The following is a 24,422-nucleotide window of genomic DNA, read 5'->3' as shown; positions in this document are numbered from 1 at the left end:
AACCCGGATACCGTGCAAGGTGATGGACGAGCCGCAAGCTCCCAATCGCTCGGTTGGCACTCTCGGGTTGACCTTCGTCGCAATCGGCGGCGTCGTCGGCTCCGGAGTGCTGTTCGCCCCGCTCTTCGCCGCGCAGCAGGCCGGTCCCGCCGCGATCCTCGCCTGGCCCATCGCGGGGATCATGCTGATCGCGGTGGCCCTGGTCTACGCCGAGGTCTCGGCCATGCTGCCGGTCGTCGGCGGCCTCGGGCTGCTGCCCACCTTCAGCCACGGCCAGGGGGTGGGGATCGCGATCGGCTGGGTGGCGTGGGTGGGCTACGTGACGGCGGCGCCGATCGAGACCCAGGCGATGCTCGAGTACGCCAGCAACGAGCCGGCGTTCGACTGGCTCTTCGTCGCCGGGGTATCCGCCAACGGGCAGAGCGCGCTCAGTGCGGGAGGGGTCGTGGCCGCAGCGCTCGTCCTCGCCGTCTTCACGGCGTTCAACGCGTTCGGGGTCGCACTCTTCGCCCGAATCAACACCCTGGTGACCTGGGTCAAGCTCCTCATCCCGCTCGTCATCGCCGTCGCGCTGCTGACCCGCTTCTCCACCGCCCCCATCCAGGAGAAGGGCTTCGCTCCGGAGGGCCTGACCGGCGTGCTCAGCGCGATCACCACCGGCGGGGTGGTCTTCGCGTTCCTCGGCTTCCGGCACGCGCTCGACCTCGCCGGGGAGGCACGGCGCCCGCAGCGGGCCATCCCGGTCGCGCTCGTGGGCGGCATCCTGATCTGCGTCGTCCTCTTCTCCGTGCTGCAGCTCGGCTTCGTCGGCGCGGTCGACCCCGCTGATCTCGACCGAGGGTGGGCGAGGCTCGACCAGGGCGGGGCCAACGGTCCGCTGGCAGCCATCCTCTCGGGGCTGGGCATGGCGCTCCTCGCCAAGCTGGTCGTGGCCGACGCCGTGCTCGGGCCGTTCGGTGCGGGACTGGTCTCCACCGCCTCCAGCGGACGGCTCACGGTGGCGGTCGCCGAGAACGGCCTCTTCCCGCGCGCCCTGGCTGTCTTCTCGCGCCACGGCGTCCCGCTGCGGGCGATGGTGCTCAACCTGGTGGTCGGGCTGGCCCTGCTGCTCGCCTTTCGCGACGGCTGGTCGGAGCTGCTCTCCTTCAACTCGGGGGCCATCGTGCTGTCGATGTGCCTGGGCCCGATCACGGTCGTCGTGCTGCGCCGGCGGGTCCCCGATCGGGCACGCCCGTTCCGGCTCCCCGCCCTGCCGCTGGTGGCGCGGTTCGCCTTCGTGGTGGTCGGCCTGATCGTCTACTGGACCGGCTGGGAGACGATGCTCAAGCTGACCATCCCGATCGGCGTCGGCGTGGTGGTGCTGGCCTGGCGCCTGCTTCGCGATCCGGAGCTGGCGCGCTCACTCTCGCTGCGCTCGCTCGTGTGGCTCGGCCCGTACTACGCCGGGCTGCTCCTGCTCACCTACGCCGGCAGGTTCGGCGGGGGCAGGGAGTGGCTCCCCAACGGCCTCGACATGGTCGCGGTCACGGTGTTCGCGCTGGTGATGTTCGAGTGGGGGGTGCGGGCGGCGCTGCCGGCGTCCGTCGTGGCCGCCGCAGTCGCGACGGTGCCGGAGGCCCGGGAGCCGGTGTAGGTCGGCTGCCCCGACGGCGTTCGCTCAGACGAACGCCACGGCCTGGACGAACGTGGCGACGGTCCCGCCGAGCAGGATCAGCGCCGCCATCTTTCCGCTCGCCGCGAGCCAGAAGTCGTCGGACCGTCTGCCCCGGGTCGACAGGAAGAGGCCGCCCATCCCGACCAGCAGCGCGAGGACCCCGACGACGATGGCGTTGTTGTAGGTGTCGAAGAAGGCCCCCAAGAACCAATTGTCCAGCTCGACCTCCGCGGCGCGCCTGCTCCTGGAGGGCTGCAGTGACATGAACGGGAAGGAGAGCACCAGCGAGACGACCCAGAACCAGGTGCGCGAGAGCATCGTGGGAACGAGCAGCCCCACCCCGCCCCAGGCGGGCAAGGCGAAGCCCACGGCCCATCCGACCAGGGCGGCCTCCTGGCTGCCGCCACCGAGGACGTCGATCAGCCGGCTGTAGCCGTCGGCGACCCTGCTCTCGAGCAGGTGGGCAAGCAGCACGACCGCCAGCACCGAGGCGCCGAGGCCGTACAAGCCCACCTCGAGGCGCCTCATCTGGTGGACCTCACCCGCGGAGTGTGGCAGACCCCAGGTCACGGTGCCGCTCGGCAGGCTCGTCGCGATCGCCGGGGTCTCCGTCTCGGGCAACTCCTCGCTCGCCCTCGGAGTGCTGTACGCCGAGGGGTCGCGGCGCTGCCGTAGGTTCCACTCCGGAACTAACGGAAGGTGTCCCCACGTGACCCTCGTCGAGACCGCTCAGCACCCTGCCTCCGTGTTCTGGCGCTACTGGACCGCCACCACCACCAGCCAGGTCGGTAGTGCCGTGACGTCGGTCGCGCTGCCGCTCGCCGCGGTCGTGCTGCTCGACGCGACCGCGCTGGAGGTCGGCATGCTGGTCGCAGCCGGCGACCTCGGTTGGCTGCTGCTCACCCTTCCCGCCGGGGCGCTGGCCACTCACCTGCCGCTGCGCGGGCTCCAGGCAGGGGTCGACTTCGTCCGCGCGGTCGCCCTGCTCGTGCCAGCGATGCTGTGGGCGCTGGACCTGCTCACCATGCCGGCGCTCTTCGGCGTCGCCCTGGTGGTCGGCTTCGCCAACGTCTTCGCCTTCGTGGCCAACACCACCTACATCCCCCACGTGGTCCCCAGGGAGCAGCTCAACTCCCGCAACTCACTCATGAGCGGGACCCAGGCTCTGACTCAGCTCGGCGGGCCTCCGGCCGCCGGCGTGATCGTGCAGCTGCTGGGCGCGCCGCTGGCCCTGCTCGTGGACGCGGTCAGCTATCTCGTCTCCGGCGTTCTGATGTGGACCCTCCCCCGCGCAGAGAGACCCCGTGTCGCACGCAGTTCGATGGTCCAGCAGATCCGTGAGGGCTGGCGCTACGTCGTCGGCCATCCGCTGATGCGACCGATGATGATCGACGCGACGGCCACCAACTTCGCCTCCGGCATGCTGCTCACGCTCACCCCGTTGTACCTCGTCCGGGAGCTGGGAGCATCCCCCACGGCGTACGGCATCGTGCTCGCGAGCGAGGGACTCGGCGCACTGGTCGGAGCATCCCTCGGGCCGCGGCTGGGGCGTCGGTTCGGCACCGGACGCCTGTTGCTGGCCTCGGCCGTGCTCTCCGTCCCGTCAGTGCTGCTGATGCCCTTGGGCGAAGGTGTCGTTGGCATGGTCGCGTTCTCGCTGGGCAACGCACTGTTCGCGTTCTTCACCGTGGTTCTCTCAGTCATCACCCGCACCTACCGCCAGCAGGAGAGCCCACCCGAGCTGCTGGCCAGAGCGATGGCCACCGTCCGCTTCGTCTCGTGGAGCGTCATCCCTATCGGGGCCTTCCTTGCCGGGGTGATCGCAGAGGGCACCAGCGCGCGGGGCGCGCTGTGGCTGATCGCCGTCGCGGTCGCCGTGTCGCCCGTCGTCCTCTTCGCCAGCCCCCTGCGGCACCAACGCGAAGTCCTGACCTGAGCGGCGCCGGTGCTGACTGCGGTTCTGCTCGGTCGGGCCTCACCGCCCCTGCCTCAGCACATGCGAACCGGCCGGCCCCCGGAATCGCAGCGCTGCGCTTTCGGCTCATCCACACCACAAGGCGGACGGCGCGCACTGCGCGTGGCTCTTCGGCTACGGTCGAACTCTTGACATCAAGATACCGGGAGCGTCGCATGAGTCAGCGCTACGAAGACCCTGCACAGACCACCGCCTTCAACTTCGGCCTTCACCACGTGCAGTTGGCATTGCCTCCCCACGGAGAGGAAGCCTGTCGTGAGTTCTACGTCGGAGTCCTCGGTCTCACTGAGGTTCAAAAGCCGCCGGTACTCGCCGCGCGTGGCGGGCTGTGGGTGCGGGCCGACCGACTGGAGATCCACCTCGGCGTGGAATCGGACTTCAAGCCGCAGAAGAAGGCCCACCCCGGCCTACTCGTATCCGACATCGGCGCACTGGCGCAGCGGCTCATCGACCACGAGTGGCCCTTGATGTGGGATGACAACTTCCCCGGCATGCGTCGCTTCTACACCGAGGACAACAACGGGAATCGGCTGGAGTTCTTGCAGCCGAAGTGACGCCCTCGCGCGCCACTACCCGCGTGGTTCGATCAGGGGCTCCTGTCACACCCGAATACGGATGCAGTTCGGCCCCGAGAGGATGGTTCCTCTCGGGGCCGAACATGCCGATACTGGGTGCGTCAGATCATGTGTCAGATCAGCTGCAGCCCGAGGTGCTCCCGCACCCTTCGCACACGTAGCACGAGCCGGCCGGACGCATCTTGGTCCCACACGTCATGCAGAGCGGGCTGTCGACCGCGGTCCCGGTGAGCTTCTCGAAGAGCTCGGCGGAGGTGTGCGCCTCACCCGTGGTGGGGCGAGCCGGCACCTCGCGGGCCTCGGCACCGTGGGTGTCCTTGGTCTCGACGTCCTCGAGGTCGAAGGACGCGGTGTCGGTCTTCAGGGACTCGGCCTCGCTGATCTCGAGCGGCTCGTAGGAGCCGGTCTCGAGGTGGCGCTGCCGCTCCTCGGCGGAGTAGATGCCGAGCATCGACCGCTCGTCGAAGGACATGTAGTCCAGCGCCAGGCGGCGGAAGATGTAGTCCATGATCGACTGCGCCATCCGGACGTCCGGGTCGTCGGTGAGACCGGCGGGCTCGAAGCGCAGGTTGGTGAACTTCGAGACGTAGGTCTCCAGCGGGACGCCGTACTGCAGGCCGATCGAGACCGCGATCGAGAAGGCGTCCATCACGCCGGCCAGGGTCGAGCCCTGCTTGCCGAGCTTGAGGAAGACCTCGCCGAGCTCGCCGTCGTCGTGGGCGCCGGAGGTCATGTAGCCCTCGGCGCCACCGACGGTGAACGACGTGGTCCGCGAGACCCGCGACTTCGGCAGGCGCTTGCGGGTGGGGGCGTAGACGACCTTCTCCACCACGGTCGGCTCGACCGGGGCGGCCACGGCCTTGTTGGAGTCCGTGCCCTTGTTCTCACCCTTGCCGCCCGACAGCGGCTGGCCGACCTTGCAGTTGTCGCGGTAGACCGCCGTGGCCTTGAGCCCCAGCTTCCACGACTGCAGGTAGATGTCGGAGATCTCCTCGACCGTGGCGTTCTCCGGCAGGTTGACCGTCTTGGAGATCGCGCCGGAGAGGAACGGCTGGCACGCCGCCATCATCCGCACGTGGCCCATCGGGGCCAGCGCGCGCGCACCCATCGCGGTGTCGTAGACCTCGTAGTGCTCCTGCTTGAGGCCCGGCGCGTCGATGACGTGGCCGTGCTCGGCGATGTAGGCGACGATCGCCTCGATCTGCTCGGGCTGGTAGCCCAGCTTCTTCAGCGACCGCGGCACGGTCTGGTTGACGATCTGCATCGAGCCGCCACCGACGAGCTTCTTGAACTTCACCAGCGAGAAGTCGGGCTCGATGCCGGTGGTGTCGCAGTCCATCATGAAGCCGATGGTGCCGGTGGGCGCGAGCACGGAGGCCTGCGCGTTGCGGAAGCCGTTCTTCTCGCCCAGCTTGATCACCTCGGCCCACGCGCTCGTGGCCAGCTTGAGCACCCGGCTGTCCTCGGTGTGCAGCACCCGCACCTGGTCGTTGGCCGACTGGTGCTTGCGCATGACCCGCTTGTGCGCCTCGGCGTTCCGGGCGTAGCCGGCGTACGGGCCCACCACGGAGGCGAGCTCGGCGGAGCGCTTGTAGGAGGTGCCGGTCATCAGGCTGGTGATCGCGGCAGCCATCGAGCGGCCACCCTCGGAGTCGTAGCCCAGGCCCATCGCCATCAGCAGCGCGCCGAGGTTGGCGTAGCCGATGCCGAGCTGGCGGTAGTCGACGGTGGTCTGACCGATCGACTCGGTCGGGAAGTCGGCGAAGCAGATCGAGATGTCCATCGCGGTGATGATGAACTCGACCGCCTTGGCGAAGAGCTCGGCGTCGAAGGTGTCGTCGTCCTTGAGGAACTTCAGCAGGTTGAGCGACGCCAGGTTGCACGAGGAGTTGTCGAGCGACATGTACTCCGAGCACGGGTTGGACGCGGTGATCCGGCCGGTCTCGGGGTTGGTGTGCCAGTCGTTGATGGTGTCGTCGTACTGCAGGCCCGGGTCGGCGCACTCCCAGGCGGCCTTGCTGATCTTGGCGAAGAGCTCACGGGCGTCGACGGTCTCGATGACCTCGCCGGTGTCGCGGGCCCGCAGGCCGAACTCCTTGCCGTCCTCGACCGCCCGCATGAACTCGTCGCTGACGCGCACCGAGTTGTTGGCGTTCTGGTACTGCACGGAGGTGATGTCCTTGCCGCCCAGGTCCATGTCGAACCCGGCGTCGCGCAGCGCGCGGATCTTGTCCTCCTCGCGCGCCTTGGTCTCGACGAACTCGACGATGTCGGGGTGGTCGACGTCGAGGACGACCATCTTGGCGGCCCGACGCGTGGCGCCGCCCGACTTGATGGTGCCCGCGGAGGCGTCGGCGCCGCGCATGAAGGAGACCGGGCCGGACGCCGTGCCGCCGCTGCTGAGCAGCTCCTTGGAGGAGCGGATGCGGGAGAGGTTGAGGCCGGCGCCGGAGCCGCCCTTGAAGATGAAGCCCTCTTCCTTGTACCAGTTGAGGATCGAGTCCATGGAGTCGTCGACGCTGAGGATGAAGCAGGCCGACACCTGCTGGGGGGAAGAGGTGCCGACGTTGAACCAGACCGGGGAGTTGAACGAGAAGAACTGGTTGACCAGCAGCCAGGTGAGCTCGTGCTCGAAGATCTCGGCGTCCGCAGGGGTCGCGAAGTAGCCGTGGTCCGTGCCGGCCTTGGTGTAGGTCTTCACCACGCGGTCGATGAGCTGCTTGAGGCTCCACTCCCGCGCGTCGGTGCCCACGGCGCCACGGAAGTACTTCGTGGTGACGATCGTGGAGGCGTTGACGCTCCAGAAGTCGGGGAACTCGACGCCGCGCTGCTCGAAGACGGCCTCGCCGGTCTTCCAGTTGGTCTGGACGACGTCGCGCCGCTCCCAGTTGATCGCGTCGTAGGGGTGGGTGCCGTCGGTGCTGAAGATGCGCTGCATCTTCAGTCCCCCCTTGTTCACCGTCTTCGTCATGGGTTCTCCTCAGTCCTGGCTTCGTTGCGTCGGTCTGTCATCTGGTCTTGCTCTGTGTTGAGCGCCCGGCACGCAGCTTCCCCACTACGTGCCGGGCGGATCGTGGGCTAGCCCGTCGGGACGGGCAGCGCTGCGCGCTCGGCGCGCAGCATGGCGATCTCCGCCTCGAAGTCCTCCGCGCTCTCGAAGGCGCGGTAGACGGAGGCGAAGCGCAGGTAGGCGACCTCGTCGAGCTCGCGGAGGGGGCTGAGGATGGCGAGGCCGACCTCGTGGGCCGGCACCTCGGCGACGCCCTCGCTGCGGAGGGTGTCCTCGACGGCCTGTCCGAGACAGGCCAGCTGGTCCTCGGTGACAGGCCGGCCCTTGCAGGCCTTGCGGACCCCGTGGATCGCCTTCTCCCGGGCGAACGGCTCGGTGGCGCCGGAGCGCTTGAGCACCAGCAGCTGCATCTGCTCGACGGTGCTGAACCGCTTGCCACAGCTCTGGCAGGTGCGGCGGCGGCGGATCTGGCCGCCGTCCTCGGAGACCCGGGAGTCGAGGACCCGCGTGTCGGTGTGCCGGCAGTGCGGACAGTGCATGGGGTCTCCTTCCGTTCCGGGTACGACGAGGAGCACCCTGGTGGGCACCACGACGACACCCTCCTCACAGGTCTAACACCTGTGGATGAGTGGCTGTTTCCTGTGGATGAATCGCGTCCGGCTGTGGGTTGCGCCTCACTGGCTGTTAACTACATGTGGAAAACCACAACCGTGTAACTACTAGATGTAGTGGTAACCGTACGTCGCCACCTCCACGTTCGCAACCTGAACGGACCAACTCGCCGAACTGGTTCTTCGGGCTCGGTCACGAACGGGTAAAGCCGCAGGTCAGGGGGGCGTCCGGGGTCCCGGTCGGTCTGGACCGCGGCGTGTCGAAGGACGCCGGTGCCTTGCCGAGGAGACTGGACGCGCCTGACACAATGACCCGGTGGCGACGGGCAAGAGAGCAGGGGCGAGGCGCGCGGCGCCTGCCCGCTCCGTGCGCGCACCCCGGACGTCGGGCTCCACCCCTGGGTTCGACGGTCGGGTCCTGGGGATCGCCGCCGGGATCACCCTCTGCGTCGTCGCCTGGGGCTATCTCGTCTACGCGGCCATCGACTTCGGCAGCGCCGGCCGGTCCGGCAGCTCGAGCGGCTGGGGGATGCTGCTGCTCGCCTCCCTCGGCGCCATGGCCTGCCTCTTCGTCGGCCTGATGCTGGCCTCGCGGCTGGCCGCGGCACTGGGGTTGGCGAAGGAAGCAGCGGCGAGCGAATCCGAGGCCGAGGCCGAGGAGCCCCCCGCCGCCCCTGCGCGCCCCCCGGGCGGTCGTCGCATCTCCCGCCGCTGAGGTGCTGGGTCAGCTGACCGGCGCCGATGCCCGGACGAACGAAAGAGAGGCAGGGCCCACGGGTGGGCCCTGCCTCCTGTCTTCCCCATCCGCCGGCCGGGGTCGAGGCGACCGGCGGAAGCTATTCAGTTGTATCCACCGGCCGGGGTCGAGGCGACCGGTGGAGGCTCTTGGGGGCGGAACCCGGCGTCCTCACTCGGCGAGGGGGACGCGGAGCTTCTGCCCGATCGTGACCATGCCGGACTCGAGGGCATTGAGGCGCTCGATCTCTCCCATCACGGGGCGCACGTCACCGTCCTCGGCGATGGCGGCGGCGATGCCCCAGAGGGTGTCGCCCTCCTCCACCATCACGATCTCGGTGGGCGCGGGGGTGCCAGCCTGCTGGGTGGCCACCGAGCCCCCGCCGAGGAAGACGCCGGCGACCAGCACGAAGAGGAGGGCAGCCACGAGGACGACGGCGCGGCCCCGCCGAGTCAGGCGCACGGCGCCCTGCTCCGGTCGGACCTCGGCACGGGCTGCGGCCGGGCGCAGCTCGCGCACCGGAGCGAGCTCACGGGTGGGGTTGAGGATCATCGTGCTCATCGGGACCTCCTGGGGAAGTGGCGGTCAGCCTGTGGGTGTTGCCGTTGATCTGATGTCTATCCGCGACCACCGACAGTCCTGGCCGGACGAGCAGGCGATCCGTCTCGATCAGACGTTCGATCGAACACATGTGCGACAGTAGAGCAGGTGTTCGAACGAATCAAGCACCTGGCCGAACAGATGTTCGAGGGCGTGTCGCCCCTCCCGGGCCGGGCGGATACCCTCGCCACGTGCGCAGGCAGGACTGGACCCGTGACCGTCGCGTCGTACGACGGGTGGTCGCCAACGGCGTCGCGCCGGACCCCGGGTCGCCCGACGCCGTCTGGCCCGCCTCCGTCCCGGCGGTCGCCCAGGTGCTGCGCGAGGGACTCGAGTTGGCCGACGGCGTGACCCTGCTCGTCGGGGAGAACGGGACCGGCAAGTCGACCCTGGTGGAGGCGGTGGCGATGGCGTTCGGCCTCGCGGCCGAGGGAGGCACCCGCAACCTGCAGGAGGGGACGCGTGCCACCGAGTCGCCGCTGCACGAGTGGCTCGACCTGGAGAAGTCCCCGGGAGCCACGCGCTGGGGCTTCTTCCTGCGCGCCGAGACGATGCACGGGTACTTCACGCGGCAGGAGGGGTTCGCCAGCGGCGAGGACCCGCGCTACCACGAGATGAGCCACGGCGAGTCGTTCCTGGCGCTGCTGCGCTCCCGGTTCGACTCCCCCGGGCTCTACTGCCTCGACGAACCGGAGGCGGCGCTGTCGTTCAGCGCCCAGATCGCCCTGGTGGCGACGTTGCACGAGCTGGCCGGCCGCGGAGCCCAGGTGCTGTGCGCCACCCACTCGCCCCTGGTGGCCGCCCTGCCCGGCGCCCGGCTCCTCGAGGTCGGGCCGTGGGGGGTCCGGGAGACGACGTGGGACGAGCTGGAGCTGGTGAGCCACTGGAGGCGCTACCTGGACGCGCCGATGCAGTACCTGAGGCACGTCCTCGACTGAGAACCGCCCGGTCCCCGCCCGGCCGCCATCCCACAAAGCACAGGGATGTCATCAGTTTCAGGCATGCGGGTGCGATTCCCCCGCGAATAGCGTGGCCGCATGCGCGATCTCCTGACGACCCCCATGGAGACCATCGAGGCCGATCTCGAGGCCCTGATCGTCACCATGGCGAAGTCCCCTGCCTTCCGGACCACCGACGAGCCGGACGCCACCGTCTACTGGTCCCACCTCCCGCTCGAGGTGTGCAACGTGATCGCCAACGCCCGGATCGCGTCGGTCGACGTGCCCCAGCGCGTCCCCGAGCTGCTCTCGCCCTTCCTCGAGCGAGGGCTCCCCTTCCAGTGGATGACCACGCCGGACACCACCAGCCCGGCCCTCGAGGCCGCGCTGGCCCAGGCAGGCCTGGTCGCGCACGAGGCAGCGGCCATGCACATCAACCTGGACCGACCCATCGACCCCGAGGCACCCGACGACGTCTACATCGACGTCGCCTGGCCGGACCACACCGAGCCCGTCGCGGCCACCATCTTCGCGGGGCTCGGCCTCGCGGCACACTCGGCGGGGGCGCACATGGACTTCCTCGACACGATGGACCCCGCCGACCACCAGTTCTTCATCGCCCGCAGCTCCTTCACCGGGGACGCCCAAGGGGCGAGCACCTCGCACCGCCGAGGCCCCAGCGTGATGTTCGGCAACATCGTCACGCTGCCGAAAGCTCAGGGTCGCGGTCTTGAGCACGCCCTAGCCGGCACCATGATGAACCGGGCCCGCGAGACCGGCGCCAGCACCGCGACCGTGATCGCCTCGGAGCAGACCTACCCGGCCCTGATGGACCTCGGCTTCCGCACCGGGTTCAGCCTGGTGAGCTGGGTCTGGCAGCCCGACGGCTGAGCGACACGCCCGTTCGAACACCTGTTTGAACTCCGCCTCCTGGCGCACTACGGTGAGGACACCGAGCCCGCACCAGCACCACACCAGGAGGCACCGCATGGCCAAGACGCGCGAGACGAGCGGCAAGGTCGTGCCGATGCCCGACGGGCCTCCGGACGCGACCGGGCTCACTCCGCGTCAGCAGCGGATCCTGCTCTCGATCAAGGACTCCTTCGAGCAGCGCGGCTACCCGCCGAGCATGCGCGAGATCGGTCGCGAGGTGGGTCTCACCAGCTCGAGCAGCGTCGCCCACCAGCTGAAGGTGCTGGAGGAGAAGGGCTACCTCAAGCGCGACCCCAATCGGCCCCGGGCCCTGGAGGTCTTCCTCCCCGAGGTGCTGGCCGCCCGCCGCGCCATGAGCAGCGCCGACGAGTCGTCGTTCGACCCCACGGGGGTGGGCGACGCCGCGCCGGCCGCGCAGTACGTGCCGGTCGTGGGCCGCATCGCCGCCGGCGGGCCGATCCTGGCCGAGGAGCGCGTCGAGGACGTCTTCCCGCTCCCCAAACAGCTGGTCGGCGAGGGCACGCTCTTCCTGCTCGAGGTCTCCGGTGACTCCATGATCGACGCCGCCATCTGCAGCGGCGACTACGTGGTGATCCGCCAGCAGCCGGACGCCGCCAACGGCGAGATCGTCGCGGCCATGATCGACGGGGAGGCGACCGTCAAGACCTTCCAGCGCAAGGACGGCCAGGTCTGGCTGCTCCCCCACAACGACGCCTACGAGCCGATCGACGGCACCCACGCGACGATCCTGGGCAAGGTCACCGCGGTCCTGCGCCGGATGTGACGGGCGCTCCGGTGCCGCCGGCCGCGGCACCGCGCTCCTGTAATCTCACGCGGGTGCGCCGGTCCCGAGCAGAGTCCAAGCCCTCGCGGACCTCACCCCCCGTCCAGGACCTCACCCCCGACGTGTTCCGCACCCGGGCCGGCGACCGTTTCAAGCTGACCGCGGAGTCGAAGGAGCTGCTCGACGGCCTCTCCCGGGCGAGTGCGGACGCCGGCTGGGTCTCGCCGCTCGGCTACAACCTGACCGTCAGCCACAGCCACCGCTTCGTCTGGTACCGGGTGGCCAAGGTCGCCACCCGCACCGTGCGCCACCACTTCGCCGCCCACCAGGTCCCCCTCGACATCGACCACGCCATGCGGGTGCGCTACCCGACCGGCCTCTTCGCCGACTACTTCAAGTTCGCCTTCGTCCGCGATCCACTGGAGCGGTTCGTCTCCGCCTGGCAGGACAAGGTCGTCAACATGAACTACTTCAAGTTCGACGACGCGACCCATGCCCGGATGCAGCGGGTCGAGGAGTTCGCCCGGTGGACCGCTGAGCACGACCTGCGCGCCGTCCCGGGGACCGATCAGCACCTGGCCCTGCAGACCCGGCTGATCGACCTCGACCAGGTCGACTTCGTGGGTCGGCTCGAGAGCTTCGACCGCGACTTCGCCGAGGTGTGCGAGCGGGTCGGCGCGCCCGCGGTGCCGGCCCGACCGCGGAACCAGACGGCTCCCGACGGCAAGCGCCGCGACGTCTCCGCCGAGCTGCGCGAGCTGGTGGCGACGATGTACCGCCGCGACTACCAGATCCTCGGCTACTGAGGGCTACCCCTCCGCGGCGGCCTCGGCCAACCGGCTCAACGCCTTGCGCACCACCTGGGGGTCGTGGGTGGTCCACATCGGCGGCAGGCTCGCCTTGAGGAACCCGCCGTACCTCGCGGTGGCCAGCCGCGGGTCCAGCACCGCGACCACGCCGCGGTCCGACGTCGTGCGGATCAGCCGGCCGGCGCCCTGGGCCAGCAGCAGGGCCGCGTGGGTAGCCGCCACCTGCATGAAGCCGTTGCCGCCGGCCCGGTCGGCGGCGCGCTGGCGAGCCGACATCAGCGGGTCGTCGGGCCGGGGGAAGGGGATCCGGTCGATGAGCACCAGCTGGCACGTCTGGCCGGGCACGTCGATCCCCTGCCAGAGGCTCAGCGTGCCGAAGAGGCAGGTGTGCGGGTCCGCCACGAACTGGCGGGCCAGCTCGGGCAGCTGGGCCTCGCCCTGCGCCAGGGTCGTCAGGTGGGGCAGCCGCTCCCGCACCACCTCGGCGGCCGCCTCGGCCGCACGCCGGGAGGAGAAGAGGCCGAGCGTCCGGCCGTCGGCGGCGTCGACGAGGTCGACGATCTCGTCGAGCTGCGCCTGGCCGAGCCCGTCGCGGCCCGGCGGTGGCAGGTGGCGAGCGAGGTAGAGGATGCCCTGGCGCCCGTAGTCGAACGGCGAGCCCACGTCGAGCCCGCGCCACGGCCGCGCCCCCTCCGACTCCACGCTGGGCGCACCGGTGTCGACCCGCTCGGACGGCTTGAGCCCCAGGTTTCCCGCCACGGAGCTGAAGTCGCCCCCCAGCATCAGCGTCGCCGAGGTGAAGACGACCGTCTTGTCGGTGAGCAGCCGCTCGCGCATCTGCGCCCACACCTGCAGCGGCGCCACCGCCAACCGCGCCGGCATCCGATCGCGGGCCTCGTTGACCCACAGCACGTCGGCGTCGCTGGCGGCCGCCATCCGCTCGGCGGTCGCGAAGACCTCCTGGGCCAACCCCTTCGCCTGGGTCTTGGCGGCGTCCGCGTCGCCGGCGCCCTTCTCCTCCTTGCCGAACGCCGAGACGACGGAGCGGGCGGCGTCGCGGACCAGCACCAGCGCGTCGCTCAGCTGCTGGCCGAGCGTGTCGATGCGCCCCCCCGGCGTCATCGCGAGGGCGTCGGCGAGGCTGTCCGCGGCGTCGGCCAGGTCGTCGGCGGGGTTGGAGGCGCCGGCGTTCTCCGCCACGTGGCGTTGCGCCCGGCGCGAGGCCCGCTCCACGTCGCCGACAGAGAGCTCGTCGGTGGCTGCCTGGGTCACCCGCGCGGTGAGCTCGTGGGCCTCGTCGATGACCACCACGTCGTAGTCGGGGATCATCGGCACCCCCTCGATGGCGTCGATCGCGAGCAACGAGTGGTTGGTGACGATCAGGTGGGAGCGCTGCGCCTTCTCCTTGGCGCGCTCGGCGAAGCACTCCTGGGCGAAGGCGCAACGGGCCGCGCCGAGGCACTCGCGGTGGTTGACGCTGACCTGCCGCCAGGTGCGGTCGGTGTGGCGAGGCGCGTTGTCCCGCTCTCCGGAGCCACCCGACTCCACCTCGGCCTCGGCCCAGCTGCGCAGCTCGAGCACCTCGGCCCCCATGGAGCCGGCAGGGACGTCGACCAGGACACCCTGCTCGTCCGGCACCCCCTCGCGGACGCGGTGCAGGCAGGCGTAGTTGGAGCGCCCCTTGAGCACCGCGTAGGAGGTGTCCACCCGGTCGCCGACCGCCTCCATCAGCCGCGGGATGTCACGCTCCACCAGTTGGTGCTGGAGGGCGAGCGTGGCGGTCGCCACGACCACCCGGTCCCGGTGCAGCAGGCTCGGCACCAGGTAGGCCAAGGACTTGCCGGTGCCCGTGCCGGCCTGGACCAGCAGGTGCTGGCCCGACTCCATCGCCGCGGTCACCGCCTCGGCCATCTCGACCTGCCCCGGGCGCTCCTGGCCGCCCAGCGCCCCCACGGCGGCCGCCAGCACCTCCGTCACCGAGGGTGCGGCGGGAGGTGGAGCGGTCTTGGTCGTGTCAGGCACCCGAGCACCCTAAGCCCGGGCACCGACAGACCGGCACCTCAGACGACGGCGCCCGAGTCGTCGGGGGCGCGCTCGACCTTCATCTTCTTCTCCTTCGCCATCGGCCACTTCTGCTGGAGGTAGGTGACCAGCGGGGTGGCGGTGAAGACGGAGCTGTAGGTGCCGACCACGAGACCGACGAGCAGCGCGATGGCGAAGTCGCGCAGCGAGTCTCCACCCAGGACCGCGAGGGCGGCCAGGATGAACATGGTGCCCAGACCCGTGTTGACGGTCCGCGGCAGCGTCTCGACCGCAGCCTTGTTGGCCATGTCGGTGAAGAGCTCGCCGGGCTTGGACTCCCGCCAGCGCTCACGGACCCGGTCGAAGACGACCACGGTGTCGTTGACCGACAGACCGATGATGGTCATCGCGGCGGCCAGGAAGATGCCGTCGATCGGCTTCTGCAGCCAGGCGAACAGACCCACCACGATCAGCACGTCGTGCGCCATCGCGATCACCGCGCTCAGGCCGAAGGTCCACTTGAAGCGGACGGCGAGGTAGATCAGCTGGGCGGCGAAGGCGATCGCGAAGGCGATGATCGCCTTGTCGCGCAGCTCGTTGCCGAACGAGGCGCTGATCTTCTCGTCGCGGACCTCCTCGGCCTCACCGCCGATCTCGGCCAGCGCAGCCCGGATCTCCTCGGCCTCGTCGTTGCTGATCTCGCCGGTGCGGACGGTGATGTTGGCCTGGTCGGACTCCTGGACGGTCGCGTCCGCGAAGCCCGCCTCCTCGACCGCGTCGCGGGCCTCGTCGGCGTCCAGCTTCTCGGTGGTGGAGAACTCCATCACCCGGCCCCCGCTGAACTCCACGCCCAGGTTGAGCCCGTTGACCACGATGCCGGCCAGCGCGACCAGGGTGACCACGCCGGAGATCGCCAGCCACAGGGCGCGCCTGACCATGATCTGGGGGTTCTTGCGCTCCAGCCAGGTGCGGACCCGGCCGATGTCGGCGATGCCGGAGACCTTCGGGTGCCGGGAGACCCACTTGTTGGCGACCCCGAGCTCGGTGAGCACCCGGGCGATGATCAGGGCCGAGACCATCGAGGCCACCACGCCGATGCTCAGCGTGACACCGAAGCCCTTGATCGGCCCCGAGCCGAGGAAGAAGAGGAGGCCGGCGGCGAGCAGGGTGGTGACGTTGGAGTCGATGATCGCGGTCCAGGCCTTGTTGAACCCGATCATCAGGGCTCGGCGCAGCCCCGCGGACGGGTTGGCCTGGTATTCCTCGCGGGCGCGTTCGAAGACCAGCACGTTGGCGTCGATCGCCATGCCGATGGCCAGCACGAAGCCCGCGAGGCCGGGCAGGGTCAGCGTGGAGCCGAGCCCGACGAGCATCGCGTAGGCCAGCAGCGCGTAGGAGGTCAGCGCGACCGTGGCGAGGAAGCCGACGAAGCGGTAGACGAAGATGATGAAGAGCCCGGTGAGCACCAGGCCGATGACGCCGGCCTTCCACGAGGCGTCGATCGCGGCGTCACCCAGCGTGGGGCCGATCTCGCTGACCGAGATGATCTCCACCGGCAGCGGCAGCGCGCCGCCCTCGATCAGGATGGCCAGCTCCTGGGCCTCCTCCACGGAGAAGTTGCCGGTGATCTGGGTGCTGCCGATGATCGCGCTGCCACACGGCACCTGCACCTCGGGCGAGGAGATCACCTCGCCGTCGAGCACGATCGCGATGCGCCGCTGGTCGCCGGTGGCGCAGGCGGCGTCGGCGGAGAGCTTCTCGAAGGCGTCGGAGCCGGCGCCGGAGAAGTCGACGCCGACCGCCCAGCCGGTGCTGTTCTGCGGCTGCACGGCGTCGGCGCCGGTGATGTCGTTGCCCTCCATCACCGCGGGCCCGACCTCGAGCACGTCGCCCTGCTCGCTGGGGACGAGGAGGTTGCCCTCCGCCGAAGGCTTCCCCTCGGTGTTCGGCAGGCCGCCGGCGACCACCGGGTGGACGGTCAGCTGCGCCGTCCGGCCGATCGTCTCGACCGCCTGCTCGGAGTCCTGCACGTCGGGCAGCTCGACCAGGATGCGGTTGTCACCGGAGCGGACCAGGGTCGGCTCGGAGACCCCGAGCGCGTCGACACGCCCCCGCAGGACCTCGACAGCCCGGTCGGTGTTCTCGGCGTTCGCCTCCACCCCCGACGGGGAGTCGCTGGTCTCCAGCGTGATCGAGGTGCCGCCGCTCAGGTCGAGACCCAGCCTCGGCTCCTTGTTGAGGGCGAGCGCTGCGCACCCGGCCAAGAGGCCGAGCACGAGGATGAAGCGGATCCAGGCACCACGTGACATGCGACGCATCTTTCCCTAGCCGACCAGACGTGCCCAATCCGGGCACCCCCTCTGGAACGCGCCGCGCGCCCGGTTGGTTCCGGCGTCCACGCGGAGGTCCCCTGCTCCCACCTGAGAGAGCGCTGATAGCGTGCCGGCCGAGTCGGAGCCTCCGGGGCGTGACACCCCCCGCAGAGGCCCTCCGCGCGCGCCTTTCGGGGACCTCCCCCGACGTCCGCCTCCGGGTGTGGACGCGGCCGCCGCCAGTGAGATCGCCCGACCGCGACCTGGTCCTGGGCACCGCTGCGGCGGGGTGCGCCGTCGTGAACCGATGGTGAGGAGCTTGACGTGGACGGAATCGAGTCCGTGACCTTCGGAGTGGGGACCATCCTGCTCCTGCTGCTGGCGTTCTACGGAGGGACCTTCTGGATCTCCACCCGGATCGGCAAGAAGAACGAGAACGCCGACGGCTACATGAACGCCGGCCACAACATCGGCTTCGGGATCTCCGCGGCCAGCATGACCGCCACCTGGATCTGGGCGTCGTCGATGTACGCCTCCGCCAGCTCCGGCTACACCTACGGCATCTCCGGCCCCATCCACTACGGGCTGTGGGGCGCGCTGATGATCCTGTTCATCTACCCCTTCGGCAAGCGGATCCGCGCCGTCGCGCCGCGGGCCCACACCCTCGCCGAGGTGCTGCACGTGCGCCACGGGCGCTCCAGCCAGCTGATGCTCGCCGGCTCCAACGTGGTCGGCAGCCTGATCAGCCTGATGTCCAACTTCATCGCCGGCGGCGTGCTGATCTCGCTGCTCTCCCCCTTCACCTTCGTCCAGGGCGTCTTCATGGTGGCCGGCGGCGTGCTGCTCTACACGCTGTGGTCCGGCTTCCGCGCCTCGGTGCTGACCGACTTCGCGCAGGTCGTGGCGATGCTCGGCGCGGTCGCGGTGATCGTCCCGGTGATCTTCTTCGCCGCCGGCTTCCCCGCCGCCTTCGAGACCGGCGCCGGCAACCTCACCGCCCAGCAGGGCAACTTCTTCTCCAGCGACGCGTTCCTCAACCAGGGAGCGCCCTACATCGCCGCGGTCCTGGCCTACGCCATCGGCAACCAGACCATCGCCCAGCGGCTCTTCGCCGTGCGCGAGGACCTGATCAAGCCGACCTTCATCACCGCGACCGTCGGCTACGGCGCCATGGTGATCGGCGTCGGCATGCTCGGTGTGATGGCGCTCTACCTGGGGCTGGAGCCGCAGGGCGGTGACGTCAACAACATCGTTCCGCAGATGGCCGCCTCCTACCTGCCGGGCGTGCTGGTGGCGGTCTTCTTCATCATGATCGTCGGCGCCCTCTCCTCGACCGCCGACTCCGACCTCTCGGCGCTGTCGTCGATCGTGATGGCCGACGTCTACGGCCAGAACGTCGCCGGCCGCGAGGGCGCCGACCCGCGCACCATGCTGCTGGTCGGCCGCGCCACCATGGTCGTCTCCACGGCGATCGCCATCGCCTTCGCCAGCCTCCAGCTCGACATCCTCGACCTGCTGGTCTTCGTCGGGGCCCTCTGGGGTGCGCTGGTCTTCCCGGTGATCGCCAGCTTCTACTGGGAGAAGGTCACCAACAAGGCGTTCACCGTCTCGGTGCTGGCCGCCCTGGCGGTCTTCCTGCCGGTGCGCTTCTCGCTCATCCCGATGAACGACGTCACCGGCCTCGCCGTCGACGTGCTCTCCATCGTCGGGGTCGGCGTGGTCGCCGGGCTGATGGTCTTCGGCTTCCTCGGGCTCAGGCCCGCGAAGGTCGCCGGCGTCCTCTCGGCGCTCGTCTCGGCCCCGTTCGCCTTCGGGGCCATCCACGACTACGCCACCCTCAGCGGCTCGCTGGTCGCCTACGCCGTCAGCACGCTGGTCTGCTGGGGCATGTCGTCCCGCAGCGGGGCGTCGTTCGACTTCGACTCGGTCAAGGACCTGGTCGGCGACTACGACGCCGACCCGGTCCGCTGACCCCGATCCAGAAGGAGCACACCATGAGCACCATCGCACTCACCCTGTACGTCCTGATGTGGCCGGTGATCGTCACCGCCGTCCTCTTCGTGATCGGCCGCGCGTTCCTCGGCGAGTGGCGCGAGGCGCGCCGCGAGGGGCGCGACCTCATCTGAGGACGGCTCAGACGGAGTACGCGAGGAGCTCGCCCGCGAGCTCTTCGTGTGCCCGTCCGCGGACCCTGGTCCCGGTGCCGGTGTGCTCGAGCTCGTCGATCTCGCCGTGCTGGTGCAGCTTGTTGAGCAGGTCGCCCCGCTCGTAGGGCAGCAGCGCGTCGAACTCCACCGAGGGGTGGGGCAGCTCGGCCTCGACCGTCGCCAGCGCCTCGGCGATGCCCTCACCCGTGCGGGCGCTGACCACCACGCTGTGGGGCTCGCGCTGGCGCAGCCGGGCGATGACCATCGGGTCGGCCGCGTCGGCCTTGTTGATGACCACGAGCTCGGGGACCTTGTCGGCCTCGATCTCGGCGAGGACCTCGCGGACCGCGGCGAGCTGCCCCTCCGGGTCGGGGTGGGAGCCGTCGACCACGTGCAGGATCAGGTCGGCGTCGGCGACCTCCTCCAGCGTCGAGCGGAACGCCTCGACGAGCTGGTGGGGCAGGTGCCGGACGAAGCCCACGGTGTCGCTCATCGTGTAGACGCGGCCGTCCGCGGTCGTCGTACGCCGCGTGGTCGGGTCGAGGGTGGCGAAGAGCGCGTCCTCCACCAGCACCCCGGCGTTGGTGAGCCGGTTGAGCAGGGACGACTTGCCGGCGTTGGTGTAGCCGGCGATCGCCACCGAGGGGATCTGGTTGCGCTGGCGCTGCGAGCGCTTGGTCTCCCGGGTGCCCTTCATCGCCTTGAGGTCGCGGCGGAGCTTGGCGATCTTGTCGTTGATGCGGCGACGGTCGGTCTCGATCTTGGTCTCACCGGGGCCACGGCCACCGATGCCCTCACCGCCGGAGACCCGGCCACCGGCCTGGCGGGAGAGGTTGCCGCCCCAACCGCGCAGCCGCTGCTTCATGTAGGTGAGCTGGGCGAGCTCGACCTGTGCCTTGCCCTCGCGCGACTTGGCGTGCTGGGCGAAGATGTCGAGGATCAGCGCGGTCCGGTCGACGACCTTGACCTTGAGCCGGTCCTCGAGGTTCCTCAGCTGGCTGGGCGCCAGCTCGCCGTCGCAGATGACGGTGTCGGCGCCGGTCGCGGCGACGATCTCACGCAGGCCGTCGACCTTGCCGCGCCCGATGTAGGTCGCGGGGTCGGGACGGTGGCGGCGCTGGTAGATGGCGTCGAGCACCTCGGCGCCGGCGGTCTCGGCCAGCAGCGCGAGCTCGGCCATGGAGTTCTCCGCGTCCTCGACCGACCCCTCGGTCCAGACGCCCACCAGGACCACCCGCTCCAGGCGGAGCTGGCGGTACTCGACCTCGGAGATGTCCTCGAGCTCGGTGGAGAGCCCGGCGACCCGCTTGAGCGCGTGGCGCTCGGCCAGGTCCATCGCCCCGGTCGTCTCCTCGGGGTCGGGCTCGTCGGGATCGGGCTCCACATAGCCCGACTCGACGTCGTCGTCGTCCCATGCCTCGGTGGCGTCGAGCTCGTCGTTCAGCGAGAAGTCGCGTGCGTTCGTCATATGCCCTTCAGGGTAGGCCCGGGGCGCACCTGACGCGACCCGTTATCGGTGGTCAACGCTGTGCCCGCCCCGGCCATTCCTCACGCGAGGAGGGCGGCGGCCGCGGGCGCGACCACCTCGCGAGGCAGGTGGCCGAGCACCACCAGCTCCGACATCCCGTGCACGGTGGCCCACAGGCCGGCCGCCAGGGCGGCAGGGTCGCGGCCGGCGAAGCGAGGCAGCGCCACCAGCCCGTCCACCTCGCGGGCCAGGAGCTCCTCGTTGCGCGCGATCAGCGGTGCCATCGCCTCCGAGGGCTCGCCCGCGGCGCAGTACTCGGGGTCGAAGATCAGGGAGAACGCCTGGGGGTGGTCGGCGGCGAAGCCGACGTACGCCGCGAACATCGCGCTCAGGCGGGCCACGGACCCCTCCTCGCGCGCCATCGCCTCCTCCTGGGCGGCGACGAGGTCGGCCATGGCCCGCACCCCCACCGCCCCGAGCAGCCCGGCGCGGTCCCCGAAGTGGTGGTAGGGCGCGTTGTGGCTGACCCCGGCGCGCCGGGCGACCTCGCGGAGGCTGATCCGGGCCGGAGGCACCTCCTCGAGCAGGTCGGCAGCCGCCGCCACCAGGGCGGGCCGGAGGTTGCCGTGGTGATACGTCGATGGAGATCTTGACACGGACAAGATGCTACGCCATGTTGGCAGTGACCATATTCTTGGCACTGTCCACATGGAGACCATGATGACCCGCACCCTGATCGTCGACGCCCACCCCGACCCGACGTCGCTCACCGCCGCCCTCTCCGCCCGGTACGCCGCGGGGGCCGCCTCCTCGGGCATCGCGCTGACCCTGCGCGAGCTCGACTTCGACCCCGTGCTGCACGCCGGCTACCGCCCCGGCCAGCACCTGGAGCCCGACCTGGCGCGCGCCCGGGAGCTGCTGGAGTGGAGCGAGCACGTCACCGTGCTCACCCCGCTCTGGTGGGGCTCGGTCCCGGCGCTGCTCAAGGGCTTCTTCGACCGGACCCTGGAGATCGGCTGGGCGTTCCGCTACCTCGACAACGGGCGCCCCGAGGGCCTGCTCGCCGGGCGCACCGGTCGAGTGGTCGTCACCTCGGACTCACCCCGCTGGTACCTGCCGCTGGTCGGAGACACCACGGTCAAGCAGGTGAAGGGCCGGACCCTGGAGTTCTGCGGCATCAAGCCGGTCAAGGTCACCCGCTTCACCGGCGTGCGCCACGCCTCGGAGCAGCGCCGCGCGCAGTGGCTGGAGGAGTGCGAGGCACTCGGCGTCCGAGACTCCGGTCAGAGGTCGGTCTCGCCGCGGGCCACGATCACGGCGGGGCCGGTCAGCAGGACGTGATCCCCCTCGGTCCAGGTCACCTGGAGCTCCCCGCCCGGCACGTCCACCCGGTAGGTCGCCGGGAAGGAGGCGTCGTCAGCGCGGGCGGCCGCCACCATCACCGCGCAGGCGCCGGTGCCGCAGCTCCGGGTCTCCCCCGAGCCGCGCTCGTGGACGCGCATCGCCACATGGCCGGGGGCGCGGCGGACGACGAACTCCACGTTGACCCCGTCGGGGAAGACCGCGGGGTCGTGGTCGGGGGCCGCCAGCAGCGACCCGGCGTCGGCCAGGTCGTCGACGAAGGCGACCGCGTGCGGGTTGCCCATGTCGACCTGGAGCGCGTCCCAGGATCGCTCGCCCACCGCGACCGAGGTCTCCCCCAGCACCTTCGGCACCCCCATGTCGACGGTGACGAGGTCGCCGTCGACGGTGCCGACCTTGATCCCGTCCCGGGTGGCCACCGGCACCGGCTCGCCGGCGGGGACGAGCCCCTCGTCGACCAGGTGGCGGACGAAGACGCGCAGCCCGTTGCCGCACATCTCGCTGACCGAGCCGTCGGAGTTGCGGTAGTCCATGAACCACTCGGGGTCCCCCGCCCCGGCGTCCGGGGTGCGGAGCACCCGCAGCACCCCGTCGGCACCCAGGCCCGCACGGCGGTCGCAGAGGGCGCGGACCCGCCCGGCGGGGAGGTCGCCGTGGACGAACCCGTCGTGGTCGGGCAGCAGCACGAAGTCGTTCTCGGTGCCATGGCCCTTGAGGAACGGATAAGTCACCGGTCCAGTGTGACAGCCGGCCACCGGGCCGCTCCGCCGGACGTCTGGACCGGGCGGGCCAGAGTACTTGCCACGTGAACTACCTCTGACTAGGTTCAGCTCACGAGGCTCGATCCGTCTGGGAGGGCACCCCGAGCCTCACGTGGGAGGGAGTACCCGCATGGATGTCGCACGCCTCGGCCGCCGGATCGCACCGCTCGTGCTGACCGGTCTGGTCACCGCCTCGTCGCTCTTCGCGCCCGGCTCGGCGGCCACCCCGCTCCGTGCCGACGAGGGCACGCTCCGTCTCTCGGTCACCGGCGAGGTCGAGCTCGGCAGTCCCGCGACCTCGTTCCCCCTGCCGGCCGGCACCCGGATGGTGGGAGCGCTCAACCCGGACTTCACCGTCGCCGGCGACCTCCTGGTGGGGCCGGCCGGAGTGCCGGTCCGGCTCCCCGAGGTCCCGGGGCTCGGTGCCACCACGGCGACCGTGCGGGTCGTCGACACCGCGCCCACCCGGACGACGTTCGGCCCCGACGGTGCCGTCACGGCCGTCCACACGTTCCGCCTCGAGGTCGCTGCCCTCGAGGCCCACGAGCGCCCCGGCGTACGCCTGGTCGACGACTCGTGCACCAGCGGCGAGATCACCGCCACCCTGCACGGCGACGCCTTCGACCTCTTCGGGCCATTCCCGCTGGAGGGGAGCTTCACGATCCCGCCGTTCCGGCACTGCGGCGGCTCGGTCTTCGGACTGCCGGGGGTCAGGGACCTGCTGGTGACCCGGCTCCTCTCCGGCCCCGACAACGCCCTGCGGCTGGTGGTGGCGCCGCTCAGCTGACCGCGCGGATCGCGCGCTCCACCCGGTCGGGGTCGTCGAACCGGATCCAGGTGACCCGAGGGTCCTTGCGGAACCAGGAGTCCTGCCGCCGGGCGAAGCGCCGGGTCGCGATCACGGTGCGCTCCATGGCCTCGTCCAGGGTGAGCTCGCCTCGCAGGTGGGCCGCGACCTCGCGGTAGCCGATCGCCCGCGACGCGGTCAGCCCCTCCTCCAGGCCCTCGGAGAGCAGCCGCTCCACCTCCTCGACGAAGCCCTGGTCGAACATCTGGGCCACCCGCTGGGCGATCCTGGCGTCGAGGGTGGGCCGGTCGATGTCCACGCCGATCTGCACGGTGGCCGGGTCGGCGTACTCCAGGCGCGGCAGGGTGGCGCTGAAGGGCCGTCCGGTGATCTCGATGACCTCCAGGGCGCGGACCACCCGGCGACCGTTGGCGACCAGGATGCCTGCGGCCGCCTGCGGGTCCCGGCTCGCCAGGCGGGCGTGCAGGACCGCCGGCCCGACCTCGGCGAGCTCACCCTCGAGCCGGCGGCGCACCGACTCGTCGGTGCCCGGGAACTCGAAGCGGTCCAGCACCGCGCGGGTGTAGAGCGCGGAGCCGCCGACCAGCACCGGGACCCGGCCCCGCCCACGCACCTCCGCGACCGTGCGCCGCGCCAGCTCCTGGAACTGCGCCACGTTGGCGGTCTCCCGCACGCTCATCAGGTCGAGCAGGTGGTGCGGGATCCCGCGCCGCTCCCCCGGCGGCAGCTTGGCGGTGCCGATGTCCATGCCGCGGTAGACCTGCATCGCGTCGGTGTTGACGACCTCGCCGTCCAGCCGCTCGGCGAGGTCGAGGGAGAGCCCCGTCTTGCCGGCGGCCGTCGCCCCGACCACGGCGACGACGGGCAGGACCTCGCTGGGCATGGGGGCTAGTGTGCCAAGGCGACCTGACCGACGA

Annotated in this window: 22 protein-coding genes; 12 read left to right on the top strand and 10 right to left on the bottom strand. The window is 70.6% G+C overall.

What is annotated here, in order from left to right:
* Nucleotides 1-67 precede the first annotated feature (67 nt).
* The gene (locus tag AC3X7R_RS05570) at nucleotides 68-1,633 is read left to right on the top strand and encodes an APC family permease (protein WP_489964579.1); all 1,566 of its coding nucleotides are present in this window, start codon (nucleotides 68-70) and stop codon (nucleotides 1,631-1,633) included.
* 24 nt (nucleotides 1,634-1,657) lie between these two features.
* Here AC3X7R_RS05570 and AC3X7R_RS05565 read toward each other — a convergent pair whose 3' ends face one another.
* The gene (locus tag AC3X7R_RS05565) at nucleotides 1,658-2,182 is read right to left on the bottom strand and encodes a hypothetical protein (protein ID WP_489964578.1); all 525 of its coding nucleotides are present in this window, start codon (nucleotides 2,180-2,182) and stop codon (nucleotides 1,658-1,660) included.
* A 181-nt stretch (nucleotides 2,183-2,363) separates the two neighbouring features.
* Here AC3X7R_RS05565 and AC3X7R_RS05560 point away from each other — a divergent pair, with 181 nt between their 5' ends.
* Both AC3X7R_RS05560 and AC3X7R_RS05555 read left to right on the top strand, forming a co-directional pair.
* Entirely contained in the window at nucleotides 2,364-3,590 is a 1,227-nt protein-coding gene (locus AC3X7R_RS05560; protein ID WP_489964576.1) for an MFS transporter, read from the top strand.
* A 194-nt stretch (nucleotides 3,591-3,784) separates the two neighbouring features.
* Complete coding sequence (locus AC3X7R_RS05555; RefSeq protein WP_489964575.1) at nucleotides 3,785-4,183, top strand: VOC family protein; 399 nt, start codon at nucleotides 3,785-3,787, stop codon at nucleotides 4,181-4,183.
* A 139-nt stretch (nucleotides 4,184-4,322) separates the two neighbouring features.
* On the opposite strand, the gene AC3X7R_RS05550 is transcribed toward AC3X7R_RS05555, so the two are convergent.
* Together AC3X7R_RS05550 and nrdR are read right to left on the bottom strand one after the other, a co-directional pair.
* Nucleotides 4,323-7,175, bottom strand: coding sequence for a vitamin B12-dependent ribonucleotide reductase (locus AC3X7R_RS05550; protein ID WP_489964574.1), 2,853 nt, complete (start codon nucleotides 7,173-7,175; stop codon nucleotides 4,323-4,325).
* Between the two features lie 107 nt (nucleotides 7,176-7,282).
* Nucleotides 7,283-7,753 (bottom strand): transcriptional regulator NrdR, encoded by a 471-nt coding sequence (nrdR, locus tag AC3X7R_RS05545; protein WP_489964573.1) that lies wholly within the window; start codon nucleotides 7,751-7,753, stop codon nucleotides 7,283-7,285.
* A gap of 388 nt (nucleotides 7,754-8,141) precedes the next feature.
* On the opposite strand from nrdR, the gene AC3X7R_RS05540 reads away from it, so the two are divergent.
* On the top strand, nucleotides 8,142-8,540 hold the full coding sequence (locus tag AC3X7R_RS05540) for a hypothetical protein (RefSeq protein ID WP_489964572.1): 399 nt from the start codon (nucleotides 8,142-8,144) through the stop codon (nucleotides 8,538-8,540).
* A 192-nt stretch (nucleotides 8,541-8,732) separates the two neighbouring features.
* On the opposite strand, the gene AC3X7R_RS05535 is transcribed toward AC3X7R_RS05540, so the two are convergent.
* Nucleotides 8,733-9,122: a LysM peptidoglycan-binding domain-containing protein gene (locus AC3X7R_RS05535; protein WP_489964571.1), complete on the bottom strand. Its 390-nt coding sequence runs from the start codon at nucleotides 9,120-9,122 to the stop codon at nucleotides 8,733-8,735.
* A 230-nt stretch (nucleotides 9,123-9,352) separates the two neighbouring features.
* Between AC3X7R_RS05535 and AC3X7R_RS05530 the strand changes: the two genes are divergently transcribed.
* The 4 genes from AC3X7R_RS05530 to AC3X7R_RS05515 all read left to right on the top strand — a co-directional run bounded on the left by AC3X7R_RS05530 (nucleotide 9,353) and on the right by AC3X7R_RS05515 (nucleotide 12,622).
* Nucleotides 9,353-10,099, top strand: coding sequence for an AAA family ATPase (locus AC3X7R_RS05530; protein WP_489964570.1), 747 nt, complete (start codon nucleotides 9,353-9,355; stop codon nucleotides 10,097-10,099).
* A gap of 99 nt (nucleotides 10,100-10,198) precedes the next feature.
* Complete coding sequence (locus AC3X7R_RS05525) at nucleotides 10,199-10,990, top strand: GNAT family N-acetyltransferase (protein WP_489964569.1); 792 nt, start codon at nucleotides 10,199-10,201, stop codon at nucleotides 10,988-10,990.
* A gap of 97 nt (nucleotides 10,991-11,087) precedes the next feature.
* Nucleotides 11,088-11,816: a transcriptional repressor LexA gene (lexA, locus tag AC3X7R_RS05520; RefSeq protein WP_489964568.1), complete on the top strand. Its 729-nt coding sequence runs from the start codon at nucleotides 11,088-11,090 to the stop codon at nucleotides 11,814-11,816.
* A gap of 53 nt (nucleotides 11,817-11,869) precedes the next feature.
* Nucleotides 11,870-12,622: a sulfotransferase family 2 domain-containing protein gene (locus AC3X7R_RS05515; RefSeq protein ID WP_489964567.1), complete on the top strand. Its 753-nt coding sequence runs from the start codon at nucleotides 11,870-11,872 to the stop codon at nucleotides 12,620-12,622.
* Between the two features lie 3 nt (nucleotides 12,623-12,625).
* Here AC3X7R_RS05515 and AC3X7R_RS05510 read toward each other — a convergent pair whose 3' ends face one another.
* Together AC3X7R_RS05510 and secD are read right to left on the bottom strand one after the other, a co-directional pair.
* On the bottom strand, nucleotides 12,626-14,647 hold the full coding sequence (locus tag AC3X7R_RS05510) for an ATP-dependent DNA helicase (RefSeq protein WP_489964566.1): 2,022 nt from the start codon (nucleotides 14,645-14,647) through the stop codon (nucleotides 12,626-12,628).
* Between the two features lie 38 nt (nucleotides 14,648-14,685).
* The gene (secD, locus tag AC3X7R_RS05505) at nucleotides 14,686-16,956 is read right to left on the bottom strand and encodes a protein translocase subunit SecD (RefSeq protein ID WP_489964565.1); all 2,271 of its coding nucleotides are present in this window, start codon (nucleotides 16,954-16,956) and stop codon (nucleotides 14,686-14,688) included.
* Nucleotides 16,957-17,283: 327 nt separating this feature from the next.
* Here secD and AC3X7R_RS05500 point away from each other — a divergent pair, with 327 nt between their 5' ends.
* Nucleotides 17,284-18,930, top strand: a complete 1,647-nt coding sequence (locus AC3X7R_RS05500) for a sodium:solute symporter family protein (protein WP_489964564.1) — start codon at nucleotides 17,284-17,286, stop codon at nucleotides 18,928-18,930.
* 23 nt (nucleotides 18,931-18,953) lie between these two features.
* A complete protein-coding gene (locus AC3X7R_RS05495; RefSeq protein ID WP_489964563.1) occupies nucleotides 18,954-19,085 on the top strand; it encodes a putative transporter small subunit in 132 nt (43 codons plus the stop codon).
* A gap of 7 nt (nucleotides 19,086-19,092) precedes the next feature.
* Here AC3X7R_RS05495 and hflX read toward each other — a convergent pair whose 3' ends face one another.
* A complete protein-coding gene (hflX, locus tag AC3X7R_RS05490; RefSeq protein WP_489964562.1) occupies nucleotides 19,093-20,574 on the bottom strand; it encodes a GTPase HflX in 1,482 nt (493 codons plus the stop codon).
* 80 nt (nucleotides 20,575-20,654) lie between these two features.
* Nucleotides 20,655-21,230: a TetR/AcrR family transcriptional regulator gene (locus tag AC3X7R_RS05485; protein ID WP_489964561.1), complete on the bottom strand. Its 576-nt coding sequence runs from the start codon at nucleotides 21,228-21,230 to the stop codon at nucleotides 20,655-20,657.
* Nucleotides 21,231-21,282: 52 nt separating this feature from the next.
* Between AC3X7R_RS05485 and AC3X7R_RS05480 the strand changes: the two genes are divergently transcribed.
* Nucleotides 21,283-21,915, top strand: coding sequence for an NAD(P)H-dependent oxidoreductase (locus AC3X7R_RS05480; RefSeq protein ID WP_489964560.1), 633 nt, complete (start codon nucleotides 21,283-21,285; stop codon nucleotides 21,913-21,915).
* On the opposite strand, the gene dapF is transcribed toward AC3X7R_RS05480, so the two are convergent.
* The gene (gene dapF / locus AC3X7R_RS05475; RefSeq protein WP_489964559.1) at nucleotides 21,858-22,667 is read right to left on the bottom strand and encodes a diaminopimelate epimerase; all 810 of its coding nucleotides are present in this window, start codon (nucleotides 22,665-22,667) and stop codon (nucleotides 21,858-21,860) included. The genes AC3X7R_RS05480 and dapF overlap by 58 nt on opposite strands.
* Before the next feature lie 160 nt (nucleotides 22,668-22,827).
* On the opposite strand from dapF, the gene AC3X7R_RS05470 reads away from it, so the two are divergent.
* Nucleotides 22,828-23,484, top strand: coding sequence for a hypothetical protein (locus AC3X7R_RS05470; protein ID WP_489964558.1), 657 nt, complete (start codon nucleotides 22,828-22,830; stop codon nucleotides 23,482-23,484).
* Here the strand turns inward: AC3X7R_RS05470 and miaA are convergent.
* Nucleotides 23,477-24,388 carry a tRNA (adenosine(37)-N6)-dimethylallyltransferase MiaA gene (gene miaA, locus AC3X7R_RS05465; RefSeq protein ID WP_489964557.1) on the bottom strand — a complete coding sequence of 304 codons (912 nt, stop codon included), beginning with the start codon at nucleotides 24,386-24,388 and terminating at the stop codon, nucleotides 23,477-23,479. The two genes, AC3X7R_RS05470 and miaA, sit on opposite strands and share 8 nt — an antisense overlap.
* Nucleotides 24,389-24,422: the final 34 nt, after the last annotated feature.

This window comes from Nocardioides sp. Z22_16 (assembly GCF_058134365.1).
This window is presented reverse-complemented; position numbering and strand designations above follow the sequence as displayed.